The 25,780-nt window shown below is 67.7% G+C and carries 25 protein-coding genes; 10 read left to right on the top strand and 15 right to left on the bottom strand.

What is annotated here, in order from left to right; translation table 11 throughout:
* Positions 1 to 26 precede the first annotated feature (26 nt).
* Positions 27 to 1,295 (top strand): MFS transporter, encoded by a 1,269-nt coding sequence (locus FND50_RS09915; RefSeq protein ID WP_144285633.1) that lies wholly within the window; start codon positions 27 to 29, stop codon positions 1,293 to 1,295.
* Between the two features lie 58 nt (positions 1,296 to 1,353).
* On the opposite strand, the gene pyrE is transcribed toward FND50_RS09915, so the two are convergent.
* The 6 genes from pyrE to FND50_RS09885 all read right to left on the bottom strand — a co-directional run bounded on the left by pyrE (position 1,354) and on the right by FND50_RS09885 (position 8,577).
* Positions 1,354 to 1,884 (bottom strand): orotate phosphoribosyltransferase, encoded by a 531-nt coding sequence (gene pyrE / locus FND50_RS09910; RefSeq protein WP_005238397.1) that lies wholly within the window; start codon positions 1,882 to 1,884, stop codon positions 1,354 to 1,356.
* A gap of 20 nt (positions 1,885 to 1,904) precedes the next feature.
* Positions 1,905 to 2,699, bottom strand: a complete 795-nt coding sequence (locus FND50_RS09905) for an SDR family oxidoreductase (RefSeq protein WP_005571721.1) — start codon at positions 2,697 to 2,699, stop codon at positions 1,905 to 1,907.
* Positions 2,700 to 2,766: 67 nt separating this feature from the next.
* Complete coding sequence (locus FND50_RS09900) at positions 2,767 to 3,618, bottom strand: hypothetical protein (protein WP_144289020.1); 852 nt, start codon at positions 3,616 to 3,618, stop codon at positions 2,767 to 2,769.
* Positions 3,619 to 3,712: 94 nt separating this feature from the next.
* Entirely contained in the window at positions 3,713 to 4,678 is a 966-nt protein-coding gene (locus FND50_RS09895) for a DUF5666 domain-containing protein (protein WP_144285632.1), read from the bottom strand.
* A 143-nt stretch (positions 4,679 to 4,821) separates the two neighbouring features.
* A complete protein-coding gene (gene clpB, locus FND50_RS09890) occupies positions 4,822 to 7,374 on the bottom strand; it encodes an ATP-dependent chaperone ClpB (protein WP_144285631.1) in 2,553 nt (850 codons plus the stop codon).
* A gap of 168 nt (positions 7,375 to 7,542) precedes the next feature.
* Complete coding sequence (locus tag FND50_RS09885; RefSeq protein WP_144285630.1) at positions 7,543 to 8,577, bottom strand: alpha/beta hydrolase family protein; 1,035 nt, start codon at positions 8,575 to 8,577, stop codon at positions 7,543 to 7,545.
* Positions 8,578 to 8,768: 191 nt separating this feature from the next.
* On the opposite strand from FND50_RS09885, the gene FND50_RS09880 reads away from it, so the two are divergent.
* Together FND50_RS09880 and FND50_RS09875 are read left to right on the top strand one after the other, a co-directional pair.
* Positions 8,769 to 9,989, top strand: coding sequence for a globin domain-containing protein (locus tag FND50_RS09880; protein ID WP_144285629.1), 1,221 nt, complete (start codon positions 8,769 to 8,771; stop codon positions 9,987 to 9,989).
* Between the two features lie 60 nt (positions 9,990 to 10,049).
* Positions 10,050 to 10,802: an FAD-binding oxidoreductase gene (locus tag FND50_RS09875; protein WP_144285628.1), complete on the top strand. Its 753-nt coding sequence runs from the start codon at positions 10,050 to 10,052 to the stop codon at positions 10,800 to 10,802.
* A 10-nt stretch (positions 10,803 to 10,812) separates the two neighbouring features.
* Here FND50_RS09875 and FND50_RS09870 read toward each other — a convergent pair whose 3' ends face one another.
* Together FND50_RS09870 and FND50_RS09865 are read right to left on the bottom strand one after the other, a co-directional pair.
* Entirely contained in the window at positions 10,813 to 11,979 is a 1,167-nt protein-coding gene (locus tag FND50_RS09870; RefSeq protein ID WP_144285627.1) for an FAD-binding oxidoreductase, read from the bottom strand.
* Positions 11,980 to 12,090: 111 nt separating this feature from the next.
* On the bottom strand, positions 12,091 to 13,668 hold the full coding sequence (locus tag FND50_RS09865) for an AMP-binding protein (RefSeq protein WP_005574696.1): 1,578 nt from the start codon (positions 13,666 to 13,668) through the stop codon (positions 12,091 to 12,093).
* 175 nt (positions 13,669 to 13,843) lie between these two features.
* On the opposite strand from FND50_RS09865, the gene FND50_RS09860 reads away from it, so the two are divergent.
* From FND50_RS09860 to FND50_RS09840, 5 genes are all read left to right on the top strand, one after another.
* The gene (locus FND50_RS09860; protein ID WP_144285626.1) at positions 13,844 to 14,338 is read left to right on the top strand and encodes a CinA family protein; all 495 of its coding nucleotides are present in this window, start codon (positions 13,844 to 13,846) and stop codon (positions 14,336 to 14,338) included.
* A gap of 58 nt (positions 14,339 to 14,396) precedes the next feature.
* Positions 14,397 to 14,804, top strand: a complete 408-nt coding sequence (locus FND50_RS09855) for a ChaB family protein (protein WP_144285625.1) — start codon at positions 14,397 to 14,399, stop codon at positions 14,802 to 14,804.
* Positions 14,801 to 15,982, top strand: a complete 1,182-nt coding sequence (locus FND50_RS09850) for a zinc-dependent alcohol dehydrogenase (RefSeq protein WP_144285624.1) — start codon at positions 14,801 to 14,803, stop codon at positions 15,980 to 15,982. Before FND50_RS09855 ends, FND50_RS09850 begins: the two co-directional genes overlap by 4 nt.
* Positions 15,982 to 17,460, top strand: coding sequence for an FAD-dependent oxidoreductase (locus FND50_RS09845; protein ID WP_144285623.1), 1,479 nt, complete (start codon positions 15,982 to 15,984; stop codon positions 17,458 to 17,460). The genes FND50_RS09850 and FND50_RS09845 overlap by 1 nt, the downstream gene beginning before the upstream one ends.
* A gap of 69 nt (positions 17,461 to 17,529) precedes the next feature.
* On the top strand, positions 17,530 to 18,093 hold the full coding sequence (locus FND50_RS09840) for a type 1 glutamine amidotransferase domain-containing protein (RefSeq protein WP_144285622.1): 564 nt from the start codon (positions 17,530 to 17,532) through the stop codon (positions 18,091 to 18,093).
* On the opposite strand, the gene FND50_RS09835 is transcribed toward FND50_RS09840, so the two are convergent.
* The 3 genes from FND50_RS09835 to FND50_RS09825 form a co-directional block, all read right to left on the bottom strand.
* Complete coding sequence (locus FND50_RS09835; protein WP_144285621.1) at positions 18,094 to 18,570, bottom strand: DUF4383 domain-containing protein; 477 nt, start codon at positions 18,568 to 18,570, stop codon at positions 18,094 to 18,096. It lies immediately after the preceding gene.
* Positions 18,571 to 18,642: 72 nt separating this feature from the next.
* Positions 18,643 to 19,827, bottom strand: a complete 1,185-nt coding sequence (locus FND50_RS09830) for a sensor histidine kinase (RefSeq protein WP_144285620.1) — start codon at positions 19,825 to 19,827, stop codon at positions 18,643 to 18,645.
* Between the two features lies 1 nt (position 19,828).
* Positions 19,829 to 20,455, bottom strand: a complete 627-nt coding sequence (locus FND50_RS09825; protein WP_025432069.1) for a response regulator transcription factor — start codon at positions 20,453 to 20,455, stop codon at positions 19,829 to 19,831.
* Between the two features lie 274 nt (positions 20,456 to 20,729).
* On the opposite strand from FND50_RS09825, the gene FND50_RS09820 reads away from it, so the two are divergent.
* Both FND50_RS09820 and FND50_RS36055 read left to right on the top strand, forming a co-directional pair.
* On the top strand, positions 20,730 to 21,206 hold the full coding sequence (locus tag FND50_RS09820) for a hypothetical protein (RefSeq protein ID WP_144285619.1): 477 nt from the start codon (positions 20,730 to 20,732) through the stop codon (positions 21,204 to 21,206).
* A 47-nt stretch (positions 21,207 to 21,253) separates the two neighbouring features.
* Positions 21,254 to 21,400, top strand: coding sequence for a hypothetical protein (locus FND50_RS36055; protein WP_009478761.1), 147 nt, complete (start codon positions 21,254 to 21,256; stop codon positions 21,398 to 21,400).
* Positions 21,401 to 21,486: 86 nt separating this feature from the next.
* Here FND50_RS36055 and FND50_RS09815 read toward each other — a convergent pair whose 3' ends face one another.
* The 4 genes from FND50_RS09815 to dnaK are packed head-to-tail and all read right to left on the bottom strand — an operon-like array spanning position 21,487 to position 25,592.
* Positions 21,487 to 21,894 (bottom strand): heat shock protein transcriptional repressor HspR, encoded by a 408-nt coding sequence (locus FND50_RS09815; protein WP_005238357.1) that lies wholly within the window; start codon positions 21,892 to 21,894, stop codon positions 21,487 to 21,489.
* Positions 21,894 to 23,078 (bottom strand): molecular chaperone DnaJ, encoded by a 1,185-nt coding sequence (gene dnaJ / locus FND50_RS09810; protein ID WP_005238348.1) that lies wholly within the window; start codon positions 23,076 to 23,078, stop codon positions 21,894 to 21,896. Before dnaJ ends, FND50_RS09815 begins: the two co-directional genes overlap by 1 nt.
* Positions 23,079 to 23,100: 22 nt before the next feature.
* Entirely contained in the window at positions 23,101 to 23,751 is a 651-nt protein-coding gene (grpE, locus tag FND50_RS09805) for a nucleotide exchange factor GrpE (protein WP_144285618.1), read from the bottom strand.
* A complete protein-coding gene (gene dnaK, locus FND50_RS09800; RefSeq protein WP_005238341.1) occupies positions 23,748 to 25,592 on the bottom strand; it encodes a molecular chaperone DnaK in 1,845 nt (614 codons plus the stop codon). The genes grpE and dnaK overlap by 4 nt, the downstream gene beginning before the upstream one ends.
* Between the last annotated feature and the right edge of the window lie 188 nt (positions 25,593 to 25,780).

The raw sequence follows: 25,780 nt of genomic DNA, 5'->3' as shown, positions 1-25,780 counted from the left end.
CCATACCCCGACGTACATCGAAGGAGGTGGCCGTGAGCACCACGACCGCAACCGTCACGAACAGCACATCCAGCGAGGCGCCACCGAGCCTCCTCCACCAGCCGAAATCGGTGTGGGCCGTCGCCTTCGCCAGCGTCATCGCGTTCATGGGCATCGGGCTCGTCGACCCCATCCTCAAGCCGATCGGCGAACAACTGGACGCGACGCCGTCCCAGGTGTCGCTGCTGTTCACCAGCTACATGCTGGTCACCGGTGTCGCGATGCTCATCACCGGCGTGGTGTCGAGCCGGATCGGCGCCAAGAAGACCCTCCTCACCGGCCTCGCCGTCATCGTCGTGTTCGCGGCGCTGGCAGGCAGCTCCGGCACCATCGGCCAGATCGTCGGCTTCCGTGCCGGCTGGGGACTGGGCAACGCCCTGTTCATCGCCACCGCGCTCGCCGCCATCGTCGGCGCTGCCAGCGGCGGCGTCGCGCGGGCCATCATCCTCTACGAGGCCGCGCTGGGCATCGGCATCGCCGTCGGCCCGCTGGTCGGTGGCGTCCTCGGCAACATCAGCTGGCGCGCACCGTTCTTCGGCGTCGCAGCCCTGATGGCCGTCGCGTTCATCCTGATCGTCGTGATGCTGCCGGCCGCACCCAAGCCGGAGCACCGCACATCGATCGCCGCGCCGTTCCTCGCGCTGCGCCACCGCGGTCTGCTCACCGTCGCGATCACCGCGCTGCTCTACAACTACGGTTTCTTCACCCTGCTCGCGTACACGCCGTTCCCGCTCGACATGGGCACGTACTCGATCGGATTCATCTTCTTCGGATGGGGCCTCGCGCTGGCCGTCGCGTCGGTGTTCCTCGCCCCGCGGCTGCAGCGGCGCTTCGGCACGCTGCCGATGATGATGGTGGCCCTCGCGCTGTTCGCCCTCGACCTCGCCATGATGGCCGCGTTCACCGACAACAAGACCGTGCTCGTCGTCGGTGTCGTGCTCGCCGGACTCTTCCTCGGTGTCAACAACACGCTCATCACCGAGACCGTGATGATCTCCGCGCCCGTCGAGCGGTCGACGGCGTCCGCGGCGTACAGCTTCGTCCGCTTCGTCGGCGGCGCCGCCGCACCGTGGGTCGCGGGCAAGCTCGGTGAGAGCAACATCCACATGCCGTTCTGGGTCGGCGCCGTGTGCACCGCCGCCGCGATCATCGTGCTCGCGACCGGACGGAAGGTCCTCGCTCACGTCGACGAGCACGATCCCGAACCGCACAGCGTCGCGGAGGCATTGGCCGTCACGGCCGCCGACGCCGACTGACCACCCCCATGTGAGTGGCGAAGTGTGCCTCCGCACACTTCGCCACTCACATGTGCGGTCAGAGGTTCAGGTCGGGGAGACCGAGGAGCGAACGGTACTCGAGACCTTCGGCCGCGATCACCTCGTCGGCACCGGTCGCGCGGTCGACGACGGTCGCGACACCGACGACGATCGCCCCGACGTCGCGCAACGCCTTCACCGCGGTGAGCGGAGAGTTGCCCGTGGTGGTGGTGTCCTCGACGACGAGGACACGCTTGCCGACGACGTCCGGTCCCTCGATCTGCCGCTGCATGCCGTGCGCCTTCGCGGCCTTGCGCACCACGAACGAATCGATCGGCCTGCCCGGGGCGTGCATCACGGCCATCGCCACCGGGTCGGCGCCCATCGTCAGTCCGCCGACGGCGTCGAAATCCCAGTCCGCCACCAGCTCACGCAGCAACTTCCCGATCAGCGGGCCCGCCTCGTGATGCAGCGTGGCGCGGCGAAGGTCCACGTAGTAGTCGGCTTCCTTGCCCGAAGACAACGTCACCTTGCCGTGCACAACTGCCAGCTCACGCACCAACGCGGCCAGATCCTCGCGATCGCTCATGCCCGAAACCCTACCCACCTCTACGTGCGGGCACGCCCCCGGCCGAACACGTTGGTCAGCCGCCGGACCAGACTCTTCGGGACGAGGCGACCGGCCGTGGTCAGCACCTTGTACTGAAGTCCGGGAATACTCACCACCTTGCCGTCCTCGAGATCGGACAGCGACGCCGCGACCACCTGGTCGACGCTCAACCACATCGGCTTCGGAATCGAACTCATCTCGATGCCCGCGCGCTCGTGGAACTCGGTGCGGATGAAGCCCGGGCACAGCGCCTGGATCCGCACACCCGTGCCGCCCAGCCCGTTCGCCAGTCCCTCGGAGAACGAGATGACATACGCCTTGCTCGCCGAATAGGTCGATCCGCGCCCGGACAGCAGGCCGGCGACGCTCGCCACGTTGATGACGGTGCCGTTCGCCGACGCGATCATGGTGGGCAACGCCGCGCGGGTCAGCTGCATGACGGCGGTGACGTTCACGTCCAGCTGGGACTGCAACAGCTCCGGCGTCGCCGTCCAGAATTCGCCCGAAGTGCCGAATCCGGCGTTGTTGACCAGCACCTCGACACCCTTCCCGAGGCGCTGCGCCACTTCCTCGCGCCCGGAAGCCGTGGCCAGATCGGCCTGCAGGATCTCGGACTCGGTGTCGAACAACGCCTTCATCTCGTCGGCGAGGGCCTGCAAGCGGGTTTCGTCACGCGCGACGAGCACGAGGTCGTAACCGAGAGACGCGAATTTCCTCGCGAAACCGGCACCGAGCCCCGACGTCGGGCCGGTGACGAGAGCAACGGGTCGGGCGGAACTGGAGGGCGTCGACATACCGGTGACGGTAGCAAGGCGCTGCGCGCCTGTGCGCGGTTAGCGAGTCCCAGGACTCGTCACGCACTCACGGGCGCGGAGCGCCGGGGGCCGGCGGGCGCGGAGCGCCGGGGGCCGGCGGGCGCGGAGCGCCGGAGGTCTGCTGCCGGGGAGCGCCGGGGGCCGGCGGGCGCGGAGCGCCGGAGGTCTGCTGCCGGGGAGCGCCGGGGGCCGGCGGTCGGGGAGACGTCGGACGCTCGGGACGCGCCTCGGCGGGAGCGCCTTCGCGTAGTCGCGGGCGGCTCGGGTCGTGGTGGCCGCGGTCGAGTCCGCGCGGTTCGGTGACCGGGGGCAGGACGTGCAGGATGCCGGACAGCCGGGCGACGGCCTCGATGGCCGAATCCCATTCACGGCCGCTGCTGCCGATGGGCAGCGAACCGAGGGTCCACTCGCCTTCGCTCCACAGCATGTTCACGTGCGGCGGCACCGACTCGGTGAACGCCACCATGCGTTGATCGCAGACCCTGCGGGCGATTTCGAGGTCGGTGGCGAACACGACTCGCGGTCCGATGGCACCGAGGAGTTCGAGATCCGAATCCTTGGGCGGCGGGGTCGACTTGAGGCGCAGGTCGATGTCGACGTCCGAGCCCACCCGTCGGCGCACGGCGACGATGGTTGCGGTCTCCTCGAGGTCGAACAGAATGAACGACTCGCCCCGGCGTTCGCCCTTCACCACATCGATGGCGCTGAGGTACTCCTGCTTGGCCAGCGCGGCCCGATGGAACTGGCCGGGCAGCTTCTCTTCGACGTTGTCGTATGTGTAGCCCTGGGCCTTGGCCCAGATCTGCCGCACACGACCCGTCTGGTCACGACGCGAGCGATCGAAATAGAGCAGCGCGCACGCGCCTGCGAGTGCGATCAACGCCAGTACGAACCACATTCCCGTCATCGGTGATCAGCCTAGCGAGTCGACGCCGTTACGAGGCGAAGCGGTACCCGGACACCCCGTGTCGGTTTTGCCCGGACCCATCGTCTCAGTTACCGCCGAGCTTCGGCAGCTCGGTGCTGATGATCGTCTCGGCCGTCATCGTGCCGTTCTCGACCTTCGTTCCCTGCACCATCACGGTGAACCCGGGCTTCAGATCGGCGACCGTGGTGCCGTCGAGTGCGATCACATTGGTCTGCGCGTTGGTCTGGACCGTCAACTGGGAACCGCCGAGGGCGTCGAGGGTCAGCGTGGAGCCGTCGTTGGCGCTGATCGTTCCGAACGCGGCGCCGGCAGCGCCGATGGCCTCGCCGATTCCGCCGGGGAGTTGATCGAGCGGCGACTCCGACGTGGTGGACGGCGGCGGGGTCGTCGTCTTCGGCGGCGCGGTGGCGGGCGGACGGGACGTGGTGGGGCCCGCCGCCGTGGTGCTCGAGGAATTGTTCGGCGCGGATGTGAAGAGGGCGACTCCGAAGCCGATGACGGCGATCAACAGCAGCGCGGCCGCGGTCGCGGCGATCCACGTGCCGATCCGGCGGGGTTTCTTCTCCTCGGGGCTCTCGGCGACCGGCGCCTGGTACTGCGAGCCCGGGTACTGACCCGGCGGGTACTGGGCGTTCGGGTACTGGGCGTTCGGGTACTGCCCCGTCGGATACCCGCCCTGGTACTGCTGGGCGTCGTACGTCGGATACGCCTGTGTGGCGTTCGGCGGTGGAGCCTGCGGGTCGTACCGCGGATCGTAGGTCGGGTAGGCCTGCGTCGGATTGGGCTGGTTCCGCCCGTACGCCGCGGTCGGATCGGACGTGTAGAACTGCTCGGTCGGTGTGCCTGCGGGGCCCATGTGCTCGGTGCGCTGCTCGGGCGATCCGAGATGCTCGGTCGGCTGGTCCCGCCGCGACCACGCCTGGGTGGGGTCCTCGTCACCAGCCCTCGACGCGGAATCGTCGGTGGTCCACGACTCCGTTCCGTCGTACGCGCGTTCCTGCGGGGTGCGCGGGTCGTCGGGGTTCGTCATGATCGGCCCCTCCCTCGGGTTCGTCCGGCCGGTGTCCTGCGGCTACGGACGGTCCAGGGTAACGACGAAACTTAAGACGTCGCTGTGAAAACACAGGTGAGTGGCACGGCGTGCGGGAGCACACCGTGCCACTCACCTGGGGGTCAGCCGAGGACGAGCGCGTCCCCGGTCTCGGACACCTTCACGGGGACGGTGTCACCGTCCTTGACGTCACCGGCGAGGAGCAGCTTCGCGAGCTGGTCGCCGATGGCCTGCTGGATCAGCCGGCGCAGCGGCCTGGCCCCGTACATGGGGTCGTAGCCGCGGACGGCCAGCCAGAAGCGGGCCGACTCGGACACGTCCAGCGTCAGTCGCCGCGCCGCGAGCCGGCGGGACAGCTGGGCGAGCTGGATGTCGACGATGGACTCGAGCTGCTCTTCCGTGAGCGACTCGAAGACCACGACGTCGTCGAGCCGGTTGATGAACTCCGGCTTGAACGCGTGCCGGACCGCGTCCATCACTTGCTCCCGTGATCCACCCGCACCGAGATTGGACGTGAGGATCAGGATGGTGTTGCGGAAGTCGACCGTGCGTCCCTGACCGTCCGTCAACCGACCTTCGTCGAGGACGGCGAGCAGGATGTCGAACACGTCGGGGTGCGCCTTCTCCACCTCGTCGAACAGCACGACCGTGTACGGACGCCGCCGCACGGCCTCGGTGAGCTGGCCGCCCGCCTCGTACCCGACGTATCCGGGCGGGGCGCCGACGAGCCGGGCCACCGAATGCTTCTCGCTGTACTCGGACATGTCGATGCGGACCATGGCGCGCTCGTCGTCGAACAGGAAGTCCGCGAGGGACTTCGCGAGCTCCGTCTTACCGACGCCGGTCGGTCCGAGGAACAGGAACGACCCGGTGGGCCGGTTGGGGTCGGCGACTCCGGCGCGGGCGCGGCGAACCGCATCCGAGACGGCGACGACGGCCGCTTCCTGGCCGACGACCCGCTTGCCGAGTTCGGACTCCATCCGCAGCAGCTTGGCGGTCTCGCCCTCCATCATGCGGCCGGCGGGGATGCCGGTCCATGCCGCGACCACGTCTGCAACGTCGTCGGGACCCACTTCCTCCTTCAGCATGACGTCGCCGTCGGCGGCGGCACCGGACTCGCGGGCCGCCTGCTCGAGTTCCTTCTCGAGCTGCGGGATGCGGCCGTACCGCAGCTCCGCGGCCCGGCCGAGGTCGCCGTCGCGTTCGGCGCGTTCCTCCTCGCCGCGCAGCGTCTCGAGCTGTTCCTTGACCCCGCGCACGGAGTCGATGGCCTGCTTCTCGTTCTGCCAGCGGGTGGTCAGCTGATTGAGCTTCTCCCGTTCGTCCGCCAGTTCCTGACGCAGCTTCTCGAGCCGGTCCTTCGACGCCGCGTCGGATTCCTTCTGCAGCGCCATCTCCTCGATCTCGAGGCGGCGGACGATGCGTTCGACGGAGTCGATCTCCTCGGGTCGCGAGTCGATCTCCATCCGCAGCCGGGACGCGGCCTCGTCCACGAGGTCGATCGCCTTGTCCGGGAGGAACCGGGACGTGATGTACCGGTCGCTGAGCGTGGCGGCGGCGACGAGCGCGGAGTCGGTGATGCGCACGCCGTGGTGCACCTCGTACCGCTCCTTGAGCCCGCGCAGGATGCCGACGGTGTCCTCGACGGAGGGTTCCCCCACCAGCACCTGCTGGAAGCGGCGTTCGAGGGCCGCGTCCTTCTCGATGTACTTGCGGTACTCGTCGAGCGTGGTCGCGCCGACGAGCCGCAGCTCGCCGCGGGCGAGCATCGGCTTGATCATGTTGCCCGCGTCCATCGCGGACTCACCGGTGGCACCCGCACCGACGATGGTGTGGAGCTCGTCGATGAACGTGATGACCTGACCGGCCGAGTTCTTGATGTCGTCGAGGACGGCCTTGAGTCGCTCCTCGAACTCGCCGCGGTACTTGGCGCCCGCGACCATCGATCCGAGGTCGAGGGAGATCACCGACTTGCCGCGCAGCGATTCGGGAACGTCGCCTGCGACGATGCGCTGAGCGAGCCCCTCGACGATGGCGGTCTTGCCGACGCCGGGCTCACCGATCAGCACCGGGTTGTTCTTGGTCCGGCGGCTGAGTACCTGCACGACGCGGCGGATCTCGTTGTCGCGGCCGATCACCGGGTCGAGCTTGCCGTTGCGGGCCGCCGCGGTGAGATCGGTGGAGTACTTCTCGAGCGCCTGGTACGTCCCTTCCGGGTCCGGGCTGGTGACGCGCGCACTGCCGCGGACGGAGGTGAACGCGTCACGCAGCGCCTCGGGGGTGGCGCCGTGCCGCTTCAGCAGTCCGGTCACGTCCGACTCACCCGAGGCGAGTCCGACCATCAGGTGTTCCGTCGACACGTACTCGTCGTCGAGTTCGGTGGCGAGGTGCTGTGCTGCGGTGAGTGCGGCGAGGGCCTCGCGGCCGAGCTGCGGTGTGGTCGTGGCGCCCGTCGTCTTGGGGAGCCGGTCGACGAGATCCTGCGCTTCACGATGGACCACGGTGGGATCGACGCCGACCGCCTTGAGCAGCGGGGCGGCGATGCCGTCGGTCTGGTCGAGCAGGGCCACGAGCAGATGCGCGGGCCTGATGTCGGGATTACCGGCCGACGACGCCGACTGGAGCGCAGCGGTCATCGCGGCCTGGGTCTTGGTGGTCGGATTGAACGAGTCCACTGTTCACCTCTTCTGGCGTTGTAGAACGGTCCGCCGCCCGGGGCCGAGTGGCACGTGGCGACGCTGTCATCTTCTTAACGCGCGAAGGGTTGAGTCTGTTCCGCTCAACTTTGGAAATTTTCCGCTACACCAATTCTCTCGCCCCGCGACGGTTCGCGGGGCGAGATGTCAGGCCCCGATCGCGGCCGCCATCGTCGGCCAGGATGCGGACAGGTCGTCGCGCCAGTACCCCCACGAGTGTGTGCCGACCGGCCGGAGATCGACCGTGGCCGGAATGTCCAGGGCGCGGAGTTTCTCCGCCAGCCGTATCGTGCAGTCGTTGGTGACGGCCTCGATGACACCACCCACCACGACCTGCGTCGCGAGGTTGCGACGGTCGCCGCCGACGGTCCGGGCGTCGAGGGTGTCGTACGGTCCCGGCAGCCCGCTGCCATTGGAGATGTAGAGGGTGGTCCCCCGGAGCTTCTCCGCGTTGACGTACGGATCGTTCGCGGCCCACAGCGGATCGTTGGCCGCACCCCACATGTTCTCGGGGTTCCCGCCGAAGTCCGACACCGTGATCTCGACGAACCGCCGCGCCACCGGGTCGCTCGTCATCGCGCACCCGCTGTACGCCCCGACGCTCTGATACAGCCCCGGCTTGGAGATCGCGAGGTTGAGGACGCTGGTGGCCGACATGGACAGCCCGGCGATGGCGTTCTTCCCGGTCGTCTCGAGCGCGGAATCGACGATGGGTGACAGTTCCTTCGTCAGGAACGTCTGCCACTTGTTCCGCCCGAGCTCGGGGTCGTCCTGCTTCCAGTCCGCGTAGTAACTGGACTGGCCACCGAACGGGATGACCACGTTGACGTCCTTGTCGGAGAAGAACTTCTCGACGTCCGCCTTCTGCTCCCAGCCGAACTGCTCGGAGTTCCCCTCGACGCCGCCGAGCATGTAGACGGTGGGACGCTTCTCCGACGCGGCCCGGATGACCCGGACGGTGATGTCCTTGTCCATGGCGGTCGAGTGGACGGTGAAGTTCATCTGCGATTCGCCCACCGTGGTGACCCCGACCAACCGCGAACCGTCGGGCGCCTCGTCGGCCGAGATCGACTCGATCGTCGTCCGGGGTTCGGCGGAGACGACGCCTCCGCCGCCGATCGCCGTCAGCGTCACGGCCGCCACGACAGCGGCGGCTCGGCGAACCCGGGCCGAACTGGGCATCCCCGGACAAAACCGACCCCGATCCCGCGCACCGCCAACTCTCATGGGCCCCCCTCGGTAACACTGCCTGTCAACTGGATGCATCGTGCCTTGCCGGTGGTCACAGCTCAATAGCGACCCACCGAAATACCGGGGGCACACGCCGAACCGGCCGTTGCCGTAACCCGGGGTCCGCCCGCGGGACGGCTAGAATGCGGGTGTTCGAATCAGCAGGCACGGAGGCAGGGGACGGCTTGACACGAGATTGCCTCGATCCGCTCGTGATTTCGCGTCTGCGCGCCAGCTTTTCGTCGATCGTGTCCACCGAACACGGACGCAACCGGCTCACCACCACGTTCTACGCCACCCTGTTCGCCGAACACCCCGAATTCCGCGCGCTCTTCCCGCCTGCGCTGGATCAGCAGGGTCACCGCCTGTTCCAGGCACTGCAGTTCGTCATCGACAACCTCGACGACGAGGGCCGGGTCCTCGGTTTCCTCAGCCAGCTCGGCCGTGACCACCGCAAGTACGGCGTCGAGGGCAGGCACTACTTCGCGTCGGGCAATGCGCTGCTGGTCGCCGTGCAGAGTTCCTTCACCCAGGCCATCTGGACGCCCTCGCTGACCGCGGCCTGGACAGAACTGCTCGACCTCCTCCTCCACACGATGGCCGACGCCGCGGACACCGACGACCTGCCCGCCGCGTGGGGCGCCACCGTGGTCGATCACGAACGCCGCCTCGACGACCTCGCGATCGTCCGTCTCGAGACCGACTCCCCCATCCCCTACGGTGCGGGCCAGTACCTCAGCGTCCAGATCCCGCAGCGACCCCGGATGTGGCGGTACCTGTCGGCTGCCATCCCCGCCAACCCGTACGGCCAGCTCGAGTTCCACGTCCGCCGCGTGTCGGGTGGGTGGGTGAGCCCCGCCATCGTGAACGAGACGCAAGTGGGCGACCGCTGGCTGCTCAGCTCCCCGCTGGGCGGTCTCGAGGTCGACCGCGACAGCGGGCAGGACGTCCTGATGATCGGTTCGGGGACCGGCATCGCGCCGCTGCGCGCCCAGGTGATGGAAATGGCGATGCGGTCGAACAATCCGCGGGTCCACATGTTCGTGGGCGGCAAGTATCCGTGCGATCTGTACGACATCGAGACCCTGTGGCACCTGTCGCTGAGCAATCCGTGGCTGACCGTGGTTCCCGTGTCCGAGGAGGACGAGGACCCGTGGTGGCACACGATTCCCGCCCCGGAGGTGCCGCCGGGATTGCATCAACGACTCCAGGGGCAGCTCGGCCGCGTCGTCGCCCGGTTCGGGTCGTGGGCGGACCGGCAGATCCAGATCTCCGGTTCTCCGGCGATGATCAAGACCACCGTGTACGCGTTGCAGCGCGGCGGTACACCGCCCGAACTGATCCGGCACGACCCCCTGATCTAGTCGCGCAGCCCGTCCCTGCCCATCCGCTATCCGGTTCGACCGTCGGGAGAGCATCACGCCATGCAAGCCACGCAGACCACCTGGACCAGCACTGTCGTCGAACATCACCGCCTGCGGCACGACCTCGCCGTGGTCCGCCTCGTCGGTGACTACGTCCCGTTCGCGCCGGGGCAATACGTGGACGTGAGCGTGCCCCAGAACCCGCGGCTGCTGCGCAGACTCTCCCCCGCCCTGCCGCCGTCACTGGACGGCAAGCTTGAATTCCACGTCCGGACAGTGCCCGGTGGCTGGGTCAGCGGTGACATCGTCACGGGGACCTCGACCGGCGACCAGTGGCAGATTCTCGAACCGCGCGGCACGATGTCCGTCGACGAGGACGGGCCGGATGTCATCATGGTCGCCGGCGGCACCGGCCTGGCACCGTTCCGATCGATCCTGCTGGACCTGTCGCGCAAGCCGAATCCGCCGCGGGTGTTCCTGTTCACGGGCGATCGGACTCCGCGCGATCTGTATGCGTCCGACATGCTCTACCTGCTGCTGCAGGATCTGCCGTGGCTCACCGTCATTCCGGTGGTGGAGAACGTCGTGAATCCGGACTGGACCGACGAATGGTACGAGCGCACCAGAGTGGACGTGGGGTTCACCGAGGACGACCTCATCGAGGGCTCGCTACCCGACGTCGTGACGTCCTACGGCGCGTTCACCGAGCACCAGGTGCTGGTGTGCGGTTCGGCGGCGATGGTCCGCGCCACCCTCGACCGTCTCCGGGACACCGGGACCCCCGCGGAGAACATTCAGTTCGACCCGTACTGAGCCGTTCGGATCAGTAGGACGGGTCGTGCCGGATGTTCTCCGGCGGAGTGCCCGCCGCGTGCAGCCGGAACTTGGTGGTGTTGATCATCGCCTCGGAGCCGACGAGCTGGATGTCGCGCTCGGCCCACGTCCCGAAGTCGGCGACGACCTGCCCGACCTTGCCGGTCAACCGGCGGTGCATGCCGGGCAACGCGGCGCTGCTCGGGCCGGTGTACCACCACGGGTCCTCGTCCTCCTCGGTGACCGGGACGACGGTCAGCCACGGATTCTGCTCCGCGAGTGCCCACAGGGTGCCCAGGTCGTAGAGGTCGCAGGGGTACCGCCCGGCGAAGAAGACGTGGACGCGGCGGTCCTGGCCGCGCTGCGACATCTGCAGGATTTGCGCGCGGAGCGGCGCGATTCCCGTCCCCGATCCGATCATGAGGATGTCGCGACCGTTGTCGTAGCGGACTCCCAGGTCGCCGAGCGGGGACCCGATCACCCACCGCTCGCCCGCGAGTGTCTGGCTGACGATGGCGGGGCTGACCCAGCCGCCCGACACCCGTCGGACATGGAACTCGATGATGCCCTGGTCGTTGGCGGGGTTCGCCGGCGACAGGTACCGCCACATCCGGGGACGCGACGGCACCTGCACGCTCACGTACTGACCGGCGGTGTAGGTCATCGGCTCGTCGAGTTGCAGGCGGACGATCGACACGTCCTTGCGGACCTGGAGGTGCTCGATCACGGTCGCGCCCCACGCCGCCGGGCCGCTTTCGGCGTTGGCCGCATCCATCATGGTGGCGGCGACGACCGAGAGGACGTCGCGCCACGCCTGCTCGAGTTCGTCGGTCCACGGCTCGGTCGAGGGGAACTGCTCCACCGCGGCGATCAGGGAGTTGCCGACGGCGACGTAGTGCGCGTCCTCGATTCCGTACTTACGGTGGTCGCGGCCGAGCTGGGCGAGGTAGGCGAGGATCTGCCCGGATTCCTCCTCGAGCCGTTCGATCACGTACTGGACGGCGGAGATCAACCGGTCGCGTTGCTCGTCCATGGCCGCGGGGAAGAAGTCCCGGGCGTCGGGATACCGCGCGAACAGCAGGGCATAAAAGGACCGCGACAGAGTCTGGGGCCCGTCCGGCACCGCCGCGATAGCCTTGAAACTCGACCGGACCAGCGATATTGCCTGTGAATCCACCGCGCATCCTCGTCACCGACTGAACGCGGCCTCGCCGCGAAGTACTTGGGCAGACTATAGGCGCGGGCGCCACGCCGCAGACCAGGTCCCTTTTTTTCCGCCCTGGTCGTGCTATCCGACCGCTCGGTCTGCACTTTCCCAGTACCGGGAGCGCAGCGCCTTCTTGTCCAGTTTGCCGAGCGGGGTGAGCGGCAGCGTGTCGACGAAGTCGATCGATTTGGGGGCGTGCACCGATCCCTTCGCGGCCCGCACCCGTTCGACGAGTTCGGCGGCGTCGACCGTCTGCCCGGCCCGCAACACCACGCACGCCTTCACGGCCTCGCCCCACTTCTCGTCCGGAACGCCGACCACCGCGACCGAGCCGACGGCCGGATGCGCCGAGATGACGTCCTCGATCTCCCGGGGGAACACGTTGAATCCGCCGGTGACGATCATGTCCTTTTTCCGGTCGACGATCGTCATGAATCCGTCTTTGTCCTTGCGTGCGACGTCGCCTGTGTGCAGCCATCCCCCGCGGAAGGCCTCGGCGGTCTCGGCGGGCTTCTTCCAGTACCCCTTCATGACCAGCGGGCCACGAACGCAGATCTCACCTAGCTCACCCTGGGGGACCTCGTTCAGGTCGTCGTCGAGCAGGGCGACGTTCAGCCAGGGCACGGGACGCCCGCACGTCGCGAGCCGGCTGGGATCGTCCGCCAGGTGCTCTTCCTTCCGCAGCACCGCGATGGTCATTCCGCATTCGGTCTGGCCGTAGAACTGGAAGAAGATCTGGCCGAACTTCTCGATGCCCTCCTTCAACCGGGCCGGCGACATCGCCGAGGCGCCGTAGAAGAGGGTCTGCAGGCTGGACACGTCCCGCTTCGGCAGGTCGGGGTGATCCATCAGCAGGTAGATCATGGTGGGGACGAGCATCGTGGCCGAGATCTTGTGCTTCTCGATCGCCTCGAGGACGGCACCGGGCTCGAACGCGGGCAACACGATCAGCGCGCCGCCACGCAGCAGGGTCGGGATGAAGAAGGCGGCGCCGGCGTGCGACAGCGGCGTGCAGATGAGGAAACGCGGTTCGTCGGGCCACTGCCACTCGGCCATCTGAATCTGGTTGAGCGTCGCGCCGGACTGGTAGGAGCCGACGACGCCCTTCGGCTTGCCGGTCGTTCCGCCGGTGTAGACCATGCTGCTGTTGTCGTCGGCGGCCACGTCCGCCGCCCGCAGGCGTTGCGGGGTGAAGTTCTCGGCGAGGGCGAGAATGTCGGTACCCACTTCGGACGGCCCCAACGACAACACGTTCTCGATCGACGGCGACTGCGCTACCAGTTCGGCGGCGCGCTCCTCGAAGGCGGTGGGATCGAAGATCAACGTCTGAATCTCGGCGTCGCCGACGATGTACAGATGGTCGTCGAGCGAGCCCATCGGGTTCAGCGCGCTGGCGCGGCATCCGGAGATCATGGTGGCGCCCATGCTGATGAGCACTTCGGGCCTGTTCTTGGACAGCATGGCGGTGCTCGTGCCTTTACCGATTCCGAGTGACGCCAGTGCCTGCGCAAAGCAACTGATCTGATCGCGCATCTCACCGCCGGTGAGGACGACGTCGCCGAGGTAGAGCGCCGGCTTGTCGGAGTTGCGTTCCAGTGCAGTGATGAGGAGGTCTGCAGCGAAGGCGGGTCGATGCAGATCTGCGAACTCGTCGGTCATCTGTAATCCTTCTACTCCCGCGACGCCGAGGCGCATTGGTCCGGCGGCCTGGATTTCCTGTGTCCTGGGTCACCGACACCCTAACCGGAAACCGGAAAAACTGAAACCTGTTCCACCTGGCTCCCGGGTGGCGACGGCAACTCCGCGCCGGAACACGTCCGATATCGTGAGGTCCATGAGTCCGCAGGACCGAATCGCAGAACGGATCTCGACCGCGGCGCAGAGCGCGCACGTCTTCCTCGCCACGGCGGAATCCCTCACCGGCGGGCAGATCTCATGCATTCTCGGCGCCGCGCCCGCGTCCTCCGACTGGTACCGGGGCAGCGTGGTCGCGTATTCCAGCGACGTGAAACACCGGGTGCTGAAGGTGCCGGACGGTCCCGTCGTCAGTGAGGCCAGTGCCCGCGCGATGGCAAGTGCGGTCGCGGAACTGCTCGGAGCCGACATCGCCGTCGCAGTGACCGGTGCGGGCGGCCCCGACCCCCAGGACGGGCAACCGCCGGGGACCGTCTGGTTCGGACTCTTCACCCACGGCCGCATCGACACCGAGATGCACCGATTCGACGGTGAACCGCAGGACGTCGTGACCGCAACGACCGACCGTGCCCTGGAACTGCTCGAGCAGGCGCTGACCTCCGCGCCCGGTCGAGTTCCTCCCCCGCTCGCATAGATCTCCGAGAGTCGGGTAATCGTCCGTGCGGGCACCTCTACACCCGAGGAGGATTTCCGTGCCGAAGACCACCGACAGCGGCAAGCCGAAGAAGCGCGAGCTCCCCGGGACGTTGAAGAAGTCGTCCGAGAAGGCGCAGCGCACGTTCGCCAAGGTGTACGACTCCGCAATGGACCAGTACGGGGACGAGGAACGGGCGCATCGCGTCGCGTACGACGCCCTCGAACACAGCTATGAGAAGGTCGGGGACCACTGGGAGGCCAAGGACGAGAAGGGCCCGTCGGACGAGCGCGCGAAGAGCGGCGGCCCGAACGCGTCCGGTGCGACGGCAGAGGGCGTCGACGCCAACGCGAGCAAGGACCACCTCATGCACATCGCGCAGCGACTCGCCATACACGGCCGGTCCACCATGACCAAGGACGAACTCGTCGACGCGATCGAGAAGGCGAACCGGAGAGCCCGATGAGAGCCGTGACGTGGCAGGGCAAACGGGAGGTCAGCGTCGACACCGTCCCCGACCCGGTGATCGAACAGAACACCGACGCTGTCGTCGAGATCACCACCACCAACATCTGCGGCTCCGACCTGCACCTGTACGAACTGCTCGGTGCGTTCATGAACGAGGGCGACATCCTCGGCCACGAACCGATGGGCATCGTCCGCGAAGTGGGGTCCGAGGTGACCGACGTGAAGGTCGGCGACCGGGTGGTCATCCCGTTCCAGATATCCTGCGGCAGCTGCCCCATGTGCGATCGGAAGCTGTTCACCCAGTGCGAGATCACCCAGATCCGGGACGAGGGCATGGGCGCGGCGCTGTTCGGCTATTCGAAACTGTACGGGAGCGTTCCCGGCGGCCAGGCCGAGTATCTTCGGGTGCCGCACGTGAAGAACACCCACATCACGGTTCCGGAGGGTCCACCGGATTCGCGCTTCGTGTACCTGTCCGACGTGCTGCCGACGGCATGGCAGGCCGTCGAGTACGCGGAGATACCCGACGGCGGTTCCGTCGTCGTTCTCGGGCTCGGACCGATCGGCGACATGGCGGCACGCATCGCCACGCACAAGGGTTTTCGGGTCATCGGCGTCGATCTCGTACCCGAGCGGCTCGCCCGAGCGCGGGCGCGGCAGATCGAGACGGTCGACCTGAACGACGCCGAGGGCGAACTCGGCGACGTGATCCGGGAGATGACCGACGGCCGCGGACCCGATTCCGTCATCGACGCCGTCGGCATGGAAGCGCACGGCTCCCCCGGCGCGAAACTCCTGCAGCAGGTCACGTCGTACCTGCCCGATGCCATCGCGGCCCCGTTGATGTCGACGGCGGGAATCGACCGGCTGCACGCGCTGTACTCGGCCATCGACATCGTGCGGCGCGGCGGCACCCTCTCGCTCATCGGGGTGTACGGAGGAATGGCGGACCCGATACCGATGCTCACCCTGTTCGACAAGCAGATTCAGCTGCGGATGGGGCAGGCCAACGTGAAGCGGTGGGTGCCGGACATCCTGCCGTTGCTCACCGACGCCGACCCCCTGGGTGTCGACACGTTCGCCACTCACGAACTGCCACTGGACCACGCGCCGCACGCGTACGAGATCTTCCAGAAGAAGGAAGACGGCGCTGTGAAGATTCTCCTGAAGCCGTAATGCCTTCCCTCTGGCTCGATCACGTCGCCGGTCACCGCGGCGCGGTAACGGGGCGATCGTGGGACGAACGCGGACGGTACGACACCGTGGTGGTGGGCGCGGGGGTGACCGGGCTGATCACCGGGCTACTGCTCGCCCGTGCGGGACAGCACGTCGCCGTCGTCGAAGCGCGAACCATCGGGGCCGTCACGACAGGGAACACCACGGGCAAGGTCAGTGTGCTGCAAGGTACCCGGCTCGCCGAGATCGGCCGACGCCACGCGTCGCACATCCTGCGCTCGTATGTCGAGGGAAACCTGGAAGGCCAGCAGTGGCTGCTCCGGTACTGCCACGACCGCGAGATTCCCGTCGGCACGGCACCGGATTTCACGTTCGCGCAGACCGAGTCCGGCGTCGACGCGGTGCGCGCCCAGTACACGGCCGCGCGATCGGCGGGCCTGCCCGTGCGACTCGTGCCCGAACTCGAGATCCCGGTGCCCCACGTCGACGCCGTCACAATCGACGACCAGGCGTTCCTGGACCCGATGCCCGTTCTCCATGCGGTGGCCCGCGACCTGATCACGCACGGCGGCGACGTGTTCGAGCACCGTCGCGTGACGTCGGTCCGGACGCTGGTGCGATTCCACGTCCTGTCGACGCCGGACGGCGACATCGAAGCCCGCCGCGTGGTTCTCGCGACGGGAACTCCGATCCTCGATCGCGGAGGATTCTTCGCCCGGCTGAAGGCGGAACGATCGTATGCGGCGGCGTTCCGGGTGCCGGGCGGTGCCCCCGGGGGCATGTACCTGACCGCCGATCAGCCCACCCGGTCGCTGCGCCCAGCCGAGGCCGGTCGTGTTCTGGTCGTCGGCGGCAACGGTCACGACGTCGGGCGAAGCACGTCGCCGCAGGCCGCGGTCGACGATCTACTGGCCTGGACCGGCCGTCACTTTCCCGGGGCGACGCCGACCCACCGCTGGTCGGCGCAGGACTACTCCTCGCTGAACGCGCTCCCCTACGTCGGCCCACTGGTTCCCGGCGGTGACGGCATTCTCGTCGCCACGGGCTACGGCAAGTGGGGTCTCTCGAACGGCGTCGCCGCCGGTCTCGTGCTCGCCGGACGCATTCTGGGTGGCCACATGCGCTGGGGCGAGGCATTTCAGAGCTATTCGCCGACGCAGCTTTTCGACCTTCCCGCGGCGGTGAAGGCGAACGGTGAGGTGGCGGTGGAGATGGTCGCGGGCTGGGGCGACGCGCTCGTGGGGCGGCAACGCGGGCAGGGCCGGGCACGCATCGTGCGAGAGGGACTGCTGCCCGTCGGCGAATACACCTCGGACGGTCACACCGAGCGTGTCTGCGCCGTCTGCCCGCACCTCGGTGGTGTGCTCCGCTGGAACGATGCGGAGGCTTCGTGGGACTGCCCGCTGCACGGGTCCCGATTCACTTCCGGCGGAACACTTCTCGAAGGCCCCGCAACCACCGATCTCCGACGACTCTGATTCCCACCCGATTGGCTTCGGGCCGAGCGGGTACCCGTCGCTTGTGTTCACCAGAGGAAGGAAGTGCCCATGACATCGGCAGACACACTGCGCGGCCGGAAGGTCGCGATCCTGGCCACCGACGGGGTCGAGGAAGTCGAACTCGTCGAGCCACGAAAGGCCGTGGAGGACGCCGGCGCGGAGGTTCGGCTGATCGCGTTGTCCCCCGGCAAGATCCAGGCCATGAACTCGGACGTGAACGCGGCAGGCACCTACGCCGTCGACGCCGTGGTCGGCGACGTGTCGGTCGCCGACTTCGACGCACTGATCCTGCCCGGCGGCACCACGAACCCCGACCACCTTCGGATGGACGAGTCGGCCGTCGCCTTCGTCCGCGACTTCGTCGCTTCGGGCAAACCGGTGGGCGTGATCTGCCACGGACCGTGGACGTTGGTCGAGGCCGACGTCGTCCGCGGCCGCACTCTCACGTCGTATCCGAGCGTGCGCACCGACATCCGCAACGCCGGCGGAACCGTGGTCGACGAGGAAGTGGTGGTCGACAACGGATTGGTGTCGAGCCGCAACCCCGACGACCTGCCCGCGTTCTGCGCGAAGATCGTCGAGGAATTCGCCGAGGGCCGTCACCCGCAGTGACTAGTCCATCGGCGAGTGCGGTCGGGTCGGGTCCGTTGCGGGCGACGACCCGACCCGCGCCGTGAAGAATCCGAGCGCGACCATTCCGGCGCCGAGTGCGAAGTGCAGCCAATTGTCGGCAGTGTTGACCGGCACGAAGTTCGCCGCACTGGCCTGGTCGATCACCAGTCCGTAGATCCACAGAACGAGATAGACCACACCGCCGACGACCAGGTACAGGCGCGCAGTCTGTACGGTCCTGGCGAATGCGATGCCGGCGACGCCGAAAATCAGGTGAACGAGATTGTGCAGCACCGAAACCTGGAATATTCCCAGCAGTTTCGCGCCCGAATGGTGCCCGGCGCCGCCGAGCAGGTCGTAGTCGGTCGTGATGCCGGGAACGAAGCCCAGGATCCCGACCAGGAGGAATACCACACCCACGACGAGCGCGGCGATCTGAACCGGCGACTTCGTCCGGGATGACTCGCGCGTACCCATTGCTCTGCCCTTCCTTCGCGATCGACTGGTCCCCGATTACCCGTCAGCGAACACGTCAACCGCCCAGCGCGGTCAGCGCGAGTCCGGCACCGTCACCACCACGCGGGTGCCCGATCCGGGTGAGGACGTGACGTCGAAGGTGCCGCCGAGGCTTTCGACCCGCACGATGTGCGACGCCAGCCCGATGTGCCCCTGCGCCACCCGTTCCGGGACGACGGCCGGATCGAAACCGGCGCCGTCGTCGGCGACCGTCAGCGTGGTCCGCCCGTCGGCACGGGTGAGTGCGAATTCGATCGTCGTCGCCTGGGCATGTCTGGTCACGTTGGTGAGCAGTTCCCGCGCCACCCGGTAGAGCAGCTCCTGGCAGTCGGGGTGACCGACGTCGTCGAGGCTCACCGACATCTCGAACCCCCGCCGCGCGTAGAGATCGGTGAGCTCGCGCAGCGCCGCGGTGAGGCCCAGCTGCGCGAGGACCTGCGGATGCAGTGTGGTGACCGTGGACCGAAGTTGCGCCGCGGTCTCGCGGAGGGCGGACTCGGCGGCGACCAGCATGTCGTCCGGGTTTCGCTCCAGGGCCTCCTCCACGTCCAGCCGGGCGGCCAGGACATTCTGCAGGGGCCCGTCGTGAAGGTCTTCGGCCAGTTGCCGTCGCTCGCGTTCCTCGGCGCCCATCGATTCGGCGATCAGCTGCCTGCGCACATCCATCAGCGAGATCACCGTCGCAGAGCGCCGGACCAGCACGTACGACAACGCCGTCGTCGCGGCCGCGAGCCACAACAGGAACCCGAAGTAGAGGTACACCTCGTCGGGGAAGCCGACTGCGTCGTCGCGCTTGGAGTAGACGATCCACACCACCTGGTACCCGACGGCGGTGCAAACCCCGACGATCGCCGTCAGACGCGGCCGGTACTGGAACGCCACCGAGATCGGCAGCAGGAAGAACACCGGCAGCAGCACCGACGTCGCGCCGCCGGAGGCGATACACAACGCCACCACCGCGGTGACGTCCGCCGCGGTGGACACCCAGCCCGCCCACGGTCCGACGTCCCGCACCAGGACGAAGATCAGCCAGCCGAGCGCCAGAGCCGCATACCCGATCAGCAGCCCGGCGAAGACGTCGGGTTTCCAGTGCACCACGCGGATCACCGGCCCGAGCAGCGCCATCAGCCCGATCAGCGGTAACCGGAGAATGGCGGTCACCCGGACGGCCTCGGTGCTGTAGCGACGGACTACGCGACTCTGGGACGGAAGCGGCACGTCACTCCAGCAAGCCGCGTCGCATCGCCTCGGCCACCGCGGCCGCGCGGTCGCTCACCCCGAGCTTCTCGTACAGGCGCTGGACATGAGTCTTGACCGTCGACGGCGCCAGATACAGCTCACCGGCGATCGTGGGAATGCTCTGGCCGCGCGCAATGAGCGCCAGCACTTCCTTCTCCCGGCCGCTCAGCGCCGGCCCGACCGGTTCACTGCGACGACGCACCTCACCCGCCAGTCCGACGGCGAGGGAGGCGGGGAGGACGTCGCGGCCCTGAGCGCAGTCCAGGACGGCTTTCACGATCTCCGCCCGAGTCGACTCCTTGGGCAGGAACCCCGCCGCCCCCTCCTGCAGCGCGTGGTAGACGATCGCGGACTCGTCGTGCGCCGACAGCAGCAGCACCCGCGTGGCCAGTTCGGCTCGCCGGACGGCCGCCGCCACCTGGGAACCGTCCAGCTCCGGCATCCGATAGTCGAGCAGTGCGACGTCGGGGGCGAGTTCGCGGATCAGGGCGAGCGCCGCCGCACCGTCGTCCGCCTCGCCGACCACCTCGATGTCGCCGCTCGCCAGGAGCGCACGGACGACACCGTCCCGAAAGATCGGGTGGTCGTCGCCCACCACGACCCGCACGGCGCTCACGGCGCGGCCCGATGCGAAGCGACTCCGGCGAAGTCCATTGCTCACTTTCTCACGAGAGCAGGCCCGCGCGGAGCACTTCGCGGCGCCGGTGTCCCCCGATCGGTGGACACCGGATTCATCCCGCGCTCGGTCCTGTCGGTGGACAGACGACGGCGCATATTCGCGACATAGTTGGTGCACACCGGAAAACGGGGAGATCGGAAACCGAAACCCCCACGGCCCCAGACGTTCCCCCCCGAAGTGTCACAACTCAGGAGAAGCCATCATGCGCACCACCGCCCGCCGCCGCGTCGCACTCTACATCGCACTGCCTGCCACCGCAGTGGCCGTCACCGGATTCGCCATCGCCGCAGCGGGTGTTGCCACCGCGGGCACGATGCCGACATCGGGACCCACGATCGCGATGACGATCAGCAACGACACCGACCTGCCGATGGTCCTCGCGGGCTCGTCGAACCCCTACGGGCAGTGGATTCAGGCGCCGTCGGACTACCTCGCCCCGCACAGCAGCCAGATCGTGAAGGCATTCTCCACCGATCCGAACGGCGTCGAGGTGGACGCCACCTACTCGCTCCCCGGTGGTGCCCAAGCCGTGTTCCGCGCCGACAACTACAGCAACACCACCGACGTGGACGGCACCCGCGTCGACGCCGACTATGGCCACGCCTACGGCATCAGCAGCTGGATCGACTCGGGCTACCCGAACATGAACGCCGGCTACCACCTGTACGGACACCCCTGACAGACGATCCCGACCATCCACCGAACACTCGTAGAAAGCCGGAGAACATGATCATGCACGTCACCGAGACCCCCACCCCCACCGTCTCCCGCACGATGTGGACCACCGAGGAGATCAAGGCACGTCTCGAGGAGATGAACATTCCGCGATCACGCACCCGCCGCGGGCCCCGCTGGGGCAACCGCGACCGATGAGCCGGGGGTTGGGGCCCGATGTCGCACTGGTTCACTCCGACAGGACCAGTGCGACATCGGTTCGATTCACCCGAGAGATCGCCGGGTCAGCGCTGGTGTCGCGGCTTCCACACGACGAGCGCATTGCTCCGCGGGATCGGCACCAGATCGCGCCGGTAGCCGGCGTGAATCTTGGCGATCTCCTCGGCCAGCTCGCGAACCCGGTGCTGTAGAGCCTCCACCTGGTTGGTGAGTTCGATGATCCGCTTGATCCCGGCGAGGTTGACACCCTCGTCCTGCGAGAGGCGCTGCACCTCACGGAGCAGCGCCACATCCCGCGGCGAGTACCGTCGCCCGCCACCGGACGTGCGGTGCGGGGTGACGAGACCGAGCCGGTCGTAGTTGCGCAACGTCTGGGCATGCATGCCGGCGAGTTCCGCGGCCACCGAGATCACGAAGATCTGGGCGTCCGGATCAACGGCGGTCTCGCGTGGATCCTGGGTCGTATCGCTCATCAGGCACCTGCCCACCCGGCCCTGGGATCGAATCCGCTGGCCTTCTCTGCTTCCAGATAGGTCTTCAGTGCTTCGGTGGCGGGGTCGTCGAGCTTCTGCGGAACGGCGACCTTGACCGTGACCAGCAGGTCACCGGCGCCACCCGCACGCTTGGGAACGCCTCGGCCGCGTACCCGCAGAACCCGGCCGTCGGCTGTGCCCGCCGGAATCTTCACACCGACGCGCCCCTCCAGCGTGGGGACGGAGACCGTGGTTCCGAGCACGAGCTCACCGTAGCTGACGGGGACGACGAGGGTGAGGTCGTCGCCGTTGCGGCCGAACACCTTGTCGGGACGCACCCGGACCGTGACGAACAGGTCGCCGGACGGCGCGCCGCGCAGGCCCGCCTCCCCCTGGCCTGCCAGCCGGATCTTCTGTCCGTCGCTGACACCCGCGGGAACGCGGACGGTGATGGTGCGGGTCCGGTTGGTGACGCCGTTGCCGTGGCACACCTCGCACGGCGAGTCGATGATCGAGCCGGTACCGCGGCAGTCGTCGCACGGCTCACTGAACCCGAACGCGCCCTGGTTTCGGCTGACGATTCCGGTCCCGTTGCAGCGCGGGCAGACTCGCGGGCTGGTTCCCGGCTTGGCACCGCTGCCATGGCAGGTGGTGCACGGCGACGGGCTGGTCAGACGCAGCGGAACCGTGACGCCCAGCGTGGCTTCACGGAATTCGAGGGTCGTCTCCGTCTCGACGTCGCTGCCACGACGGGGACGGTTGGTCGTGCGGGTCGCGCCGCCACCACCGGCGCCGCGATTGAACAGGCCACCGAAGATGTCGCCGAGGCCGCCGTCACCGGCCGCCGCGCCGCCGCCACCGAACAGGTCGTTGATGTCGAATCCGCCCTGGCCGAAACCGCCGGCTCCGGGGTTGAATCCGCCGCCGCCCTGACCGAAACCGCCGCTCGCGAACAGTCGCCGGGCCTCGTCGTATTCCTTGCGCTTGGCAGGGTCCGAGAGCACGGCGTGTGCTTCGCTGACGGACTTGAAACGCTCCTCGGCCTTCGTGTCGCCGGGGTTCGCGTCGGGATGAAGGTCGCGGGCGAGTTTGCGGTACGCCTTCTTGATCTCGTCCGCGGATGCGTGGGACGAGACGCCCAGCTCCTTGTAGAAGTCCTTTTCGATCCACTCCCGTTGGCTCACTGGGCGTCTCCTCCTCTCGCTCTTACTCTTGTTCCGACTCGGCGGGCTTCGCCGCCTCGTCGGAGGTGTTCGCGCCGGCACCGCCGGCGCGATCGATCACAGCTACCATCGCATGCCGCAGGACACGATCACCGAATTTGTAGCCCTTTCGCATCACCGTGCCGAGAACGGGGTCGTGACCCTCGCCCTCGTGCTGCACTGCCTCGTGCAGCGCCGGATCGAATGCGTCGCCCTCGGCACCGAACTCGCTCAGGCCGAGCGAGGTGAGGGTGCCGGTGAGCTTGTCTGCCACACCCTTCAGCGGCCCCGAGTCGAGGTCGCCGTGGCTGCGTGCACGGTCGAGGTCGTCCAGCACCGCGATGAGTTCACCGACGACGGACGCCTTGGCGTTCGCGATGTCGGCCTGCTTGTCGCGCTGGACGCGGCGGCGGTAATTGGCGTACTCCGCCTGCAGTCGCTGCAGGTCAGCGGTGCGCTCCGCCAACTCGTCCGTCTCCGGAGCTGCCGTGTCCGGCAGGTCCCCTTCGTCCACCGAGCCGGGCTGCGGGGCGGCAGCGGTGCCCGCGAGGGGCTCCACTACCGGCTCCGCGTCCCGTGTCCGACCGGTCTCGGGGTCGATCTTCCGCTTGTCCACGAAAGTGACCGGTTCCTGCTCGGTGTTGTCGGACGTCACTTCTTCTCCGACTCGGACGGCTCGTCCACGACCTCGGCGTCGACGACGTCGTCGGCACCACTCGCGCCGGAACCGTCGGTGTTGGCGGCTTCCTCGGCGGCACTGGCCTCGTAGATCGCCTGGCCGAGGGCCTGCGACTCGGTGGCCAGCTTCTCGACCGCGGCCTTGACGGCCGCGATGTCGGTGCCTGCGAGAGCGTCGTTGGCTTCCTTGATGGCAGCCTCGACCTTCTCCTTGACGTCGGCGGGCACCTTGTCCTCGTTGTCCTTGATGAACTTCTCGGTCTGGTGCACGAGCGACTCGGCCTGGTTGCGCACCTCGGCCTCCTCGCGGCGGGCCTTGTCTTCCTCGGCGTGAGCCTCGGCGTCCTTGACCATCCGCTCGATCTCTTCCTTGGACAGACCGGAGCCGTCCTGGATCTTGATCGTGTTCTCCTTGCCCGTGCCCTTGTCCTTGGCGGTCACGTGCACGATGCCGTTGGCGTCGATGTCGAAGGTGACCTCGATCTGCGGCACGCCACGCGGGGCGGGCGGCAGGTCGGCCAGCTCGAACGAGCCGAGCAGCTTGTTGTGCGAGGCGATTTCACGCTCACCCTGGAACACCTGGATCTGCACCGAAGGCTGGTTGTCGTCAGCGGTGGTGAAGGTCTCGGAACGCTTGGTCGGGATGGTGGTGTTGCGCTCGATGAGCTTGGTCATCACGCCACCCTTGGTCTCGATGCCGAGGGACAGCGGGGTGACGTCGAGGAGCAGCACGTCCTTGACCTCGCCCTTGAGGACACCGGCCTGCAGGGCGGCGCCGACGGCGACGACCTCGTCCGGGTTGACGCCCTTGTTGGGCTCGCGGCCACCGGTCAGCTCGCGCACCAGATCGGAGACGGCGGGCATACGGGTGGAACCACCGACGAGCACGACATGGTCGATGTCCTTGACGGCGATGCCGCTGTCCTTGATCACGGCCTGGAACGGCGCGCGGGTGCGGTCGAGGAGATCGGACGTGATCTTCTGGAACTCGCTGCGGGACAACTGCTCGTCGAGGAACAGCGGGTTCTTGTCCGCGTCGACGGTGATGTAGGGCAGGTTGATCGACGTGCTCTGCGAGGAGCTCAGTTCGATCTTGGCCTTCTCGGCGGCCTCACGGAGACGCTGCAGGGCCATCTTGTCCTTGGTCAGATCGATGCCGTTCTGAGCCTTGAACTTGTCGACGAGCCACGTGACGATGCGCTCGTCCCAGTCGTCACCACCGAGGTGGTTGTCACCGGAGGTGGCGCGAACCTCGACGACGCCGTCGCCGATTTCGAGCAGCGAGACGTCGAAGGTGCCGCCACCGAGGTCGAAGACCAGGATGGTCTGTTCCTTGTCGCCCTTGTCGAGGCCGTAGGCCAGGGCGGCCGCGGTGGGCTCGTTGACGATGCGCAGGACGTTGAGACCGGCGATCTGGCCGGCTTCCTTCGTGGCCTGACGCTGGGCGTCCTCGAAGTACGCGGGGACGGTGATCACCGCGTCGGTGATGTCCTCACCCAGGTACGCCTCGGCGTCGCGCTTCAGCTTCATGAGCGTGCGCGCGCTGATCTCCTGGGGCGTGTACTTCTTGCCGTCGATCTCCACGTTCCAGTCGGTGCCGATGTGGCGCTTGACGGAGCGGATGGTGCGGTCGACGTTGGTGACGGCCTGGTTCTTCGCGGGCTGGCCGACCAGCACCTCACCGTTCTTGGCGAAGGCGACGATCGACGGGGTGGTGCGTGAACCTTCGGCGTTGGCGACCACTACGGGCTCGCCGCCTTCCAGCACAGACACGACCGAGTTCGTTGTACCGAGGTCGATACCGACGGCACGAGCCATAGTGTTCCTCACTTTCGTTTTGCAGTCCTGTGTGCAGGTTTTTCATTACTGAACTGCGATGTTGGCGCTTAGTGAGCGCCCTCCGCTCAAGTTTGCACTCCGACACCGTCGGGAGTCAATTCGAACTTGAGTCTTGCACGCTCATGTTGTCGTAAGGCTCAACGGAGGGGTGCGGAGATTTGTTCCCG

It is taken from the genome of Rhodococcus sp. WB9 (assembly GCF_007558985.1).
Lineage (GTDB): Bacteria > Actinomycetota > Actinomycetes > Mycobacteriales > Mycobacteriaceae > Rhodococcus_F > Rhodococcus_F opacus.
This window is presented reverse-complemented; position numbering and strand designations above follow the sequence as displayed.

What these genes read in the sequence shown, in the direction of transcription:
- pyrE (WP_005238397.1), bottom strand. Translation starts at nt 1,884, where the DNA reads ATGAGCGATCGCGAGGATCTGGCCGCGTTGGTGCGTGAGCTGGCAGTT.
- FND50_RS09905 (WP_005571721.1), bottom strand. Translation starts at nt 2,699, where the DNA reads ATGTCGACGCCCTCCAGTTCCGCCCGACCCGTTGCTCTCGTCACCGGC.
- FND50_RS09900 (WP_144289020.1), bottom strand. Translation starts at nt 3,618, where the DNA reads ATGTGGTTCGTACTGGCGTTGATCGCACTCGCAGGCGCGTGCGCGCTG.
- FND50_RS09895 (WP_144285632.1), bottom strand. Translation starts at nt 4,678, where the DNA reads ATGACGAACCCCGACGACCCGCGCACCCCGCAGGAACGCGCGTACGAC.
- FND50_RS09885 (WP_144285630.1), bottom strand. Translation starts at nt 8,577, where the DNA reads ATGCCCAGTTCGGCCCGGGTTCGCCGAGCCGCCGCTGTCGTGGCGGCC.
- FND50_RS09880 (WP_144285629.1), top strand. Translation starts at nt 8,769, where the DNA reads ATGCGGGTGTTCGAATCAGCAGGCACGGAGGCAGGGGACGGCTTGACA.
- FND50_RS09875 (WP_144285628.1), top strand. Translation starts at nt 10,050, where the DNA reads ATGCAAGCCACGCAGACCACCTGGACCAGCACTGTCGTCGAACATCAC.
- FND50_RS09865 (WP_005574696.1), bottom strand. Translation starts at nt 13,668, where the DNA reads ATGACCGACGAGTTCGCAGATCTGCATCGACCCGCCTTCGCTGCAGAC.
- FND50_RS09860 (WP_144285626.1), top strand. Translation starts at nt 13,844, where the DNA reads ATGAGTCCGCAGGACCGAATCGCAGAACGGATCTCGACCGCGGCGCAG.
- FND50_RS09850 (WP_144285624.1), top strand. Translation starts at nt 14,801, where the DNA reads ATGAGAGCCGTGACGTGGCAGGGCAAACGGGAGGTCAGCGTCGACACC.
- FND50_RS09845 (WP_144285623.1), top strand. Translation starts at nt 15,982, where the DNA reads ATGCCTTCCCTCTGGCTCGATCACGTCGCCGGTCACCGCGGCGCGGTA.
- FND50_RS09840 (WP_144285622.1), top strand. Translation starts at nt 17,530, where the DNA reads ATGACATCGGCAGACACACTGCGCGGCCGGAAGGTCGCGATCCTGGCC.
- FND50_RS09835 (WP_144285621.1), bottom strand. Translation starts at nt 18,570, where the DNA reads ATGGGTACGCGCGAGTCATCCCGGACGAAGTCGCCGGTTCAGATCGCC.
- FND50_RS09820 (WP_144285619.1), top strand. Translation starts at nt 20,730, where the DNA reads ATGCGCACCACCGCCCGCCGCCGCGTCGCACTCTACATCGCACTGCCT.
- FND50_RS36055 (WP_009478761.1), top strand. Translation starts at nt 21,254, where the DNA reads ATGATCATGCACGTCACCGAGACCCCCACCCCCACCGTCTCCCGCACG.
- FND50_RS09815 (WP_005238357.1), bottom strand. Translation starts at nt 21,894, where the DNA reads ATGAGCGATACGACCCAGGATCCACGCGAGACCGCCGTTGATCCGGAC.
- dnaK (WP_005238341.1), bottom strand. Translation starts at nt 25,592, where the DNA reads ATGGCTCGTGCCGTCGGTATCGACCTCGGTACAACGAACTCGGTCGTG.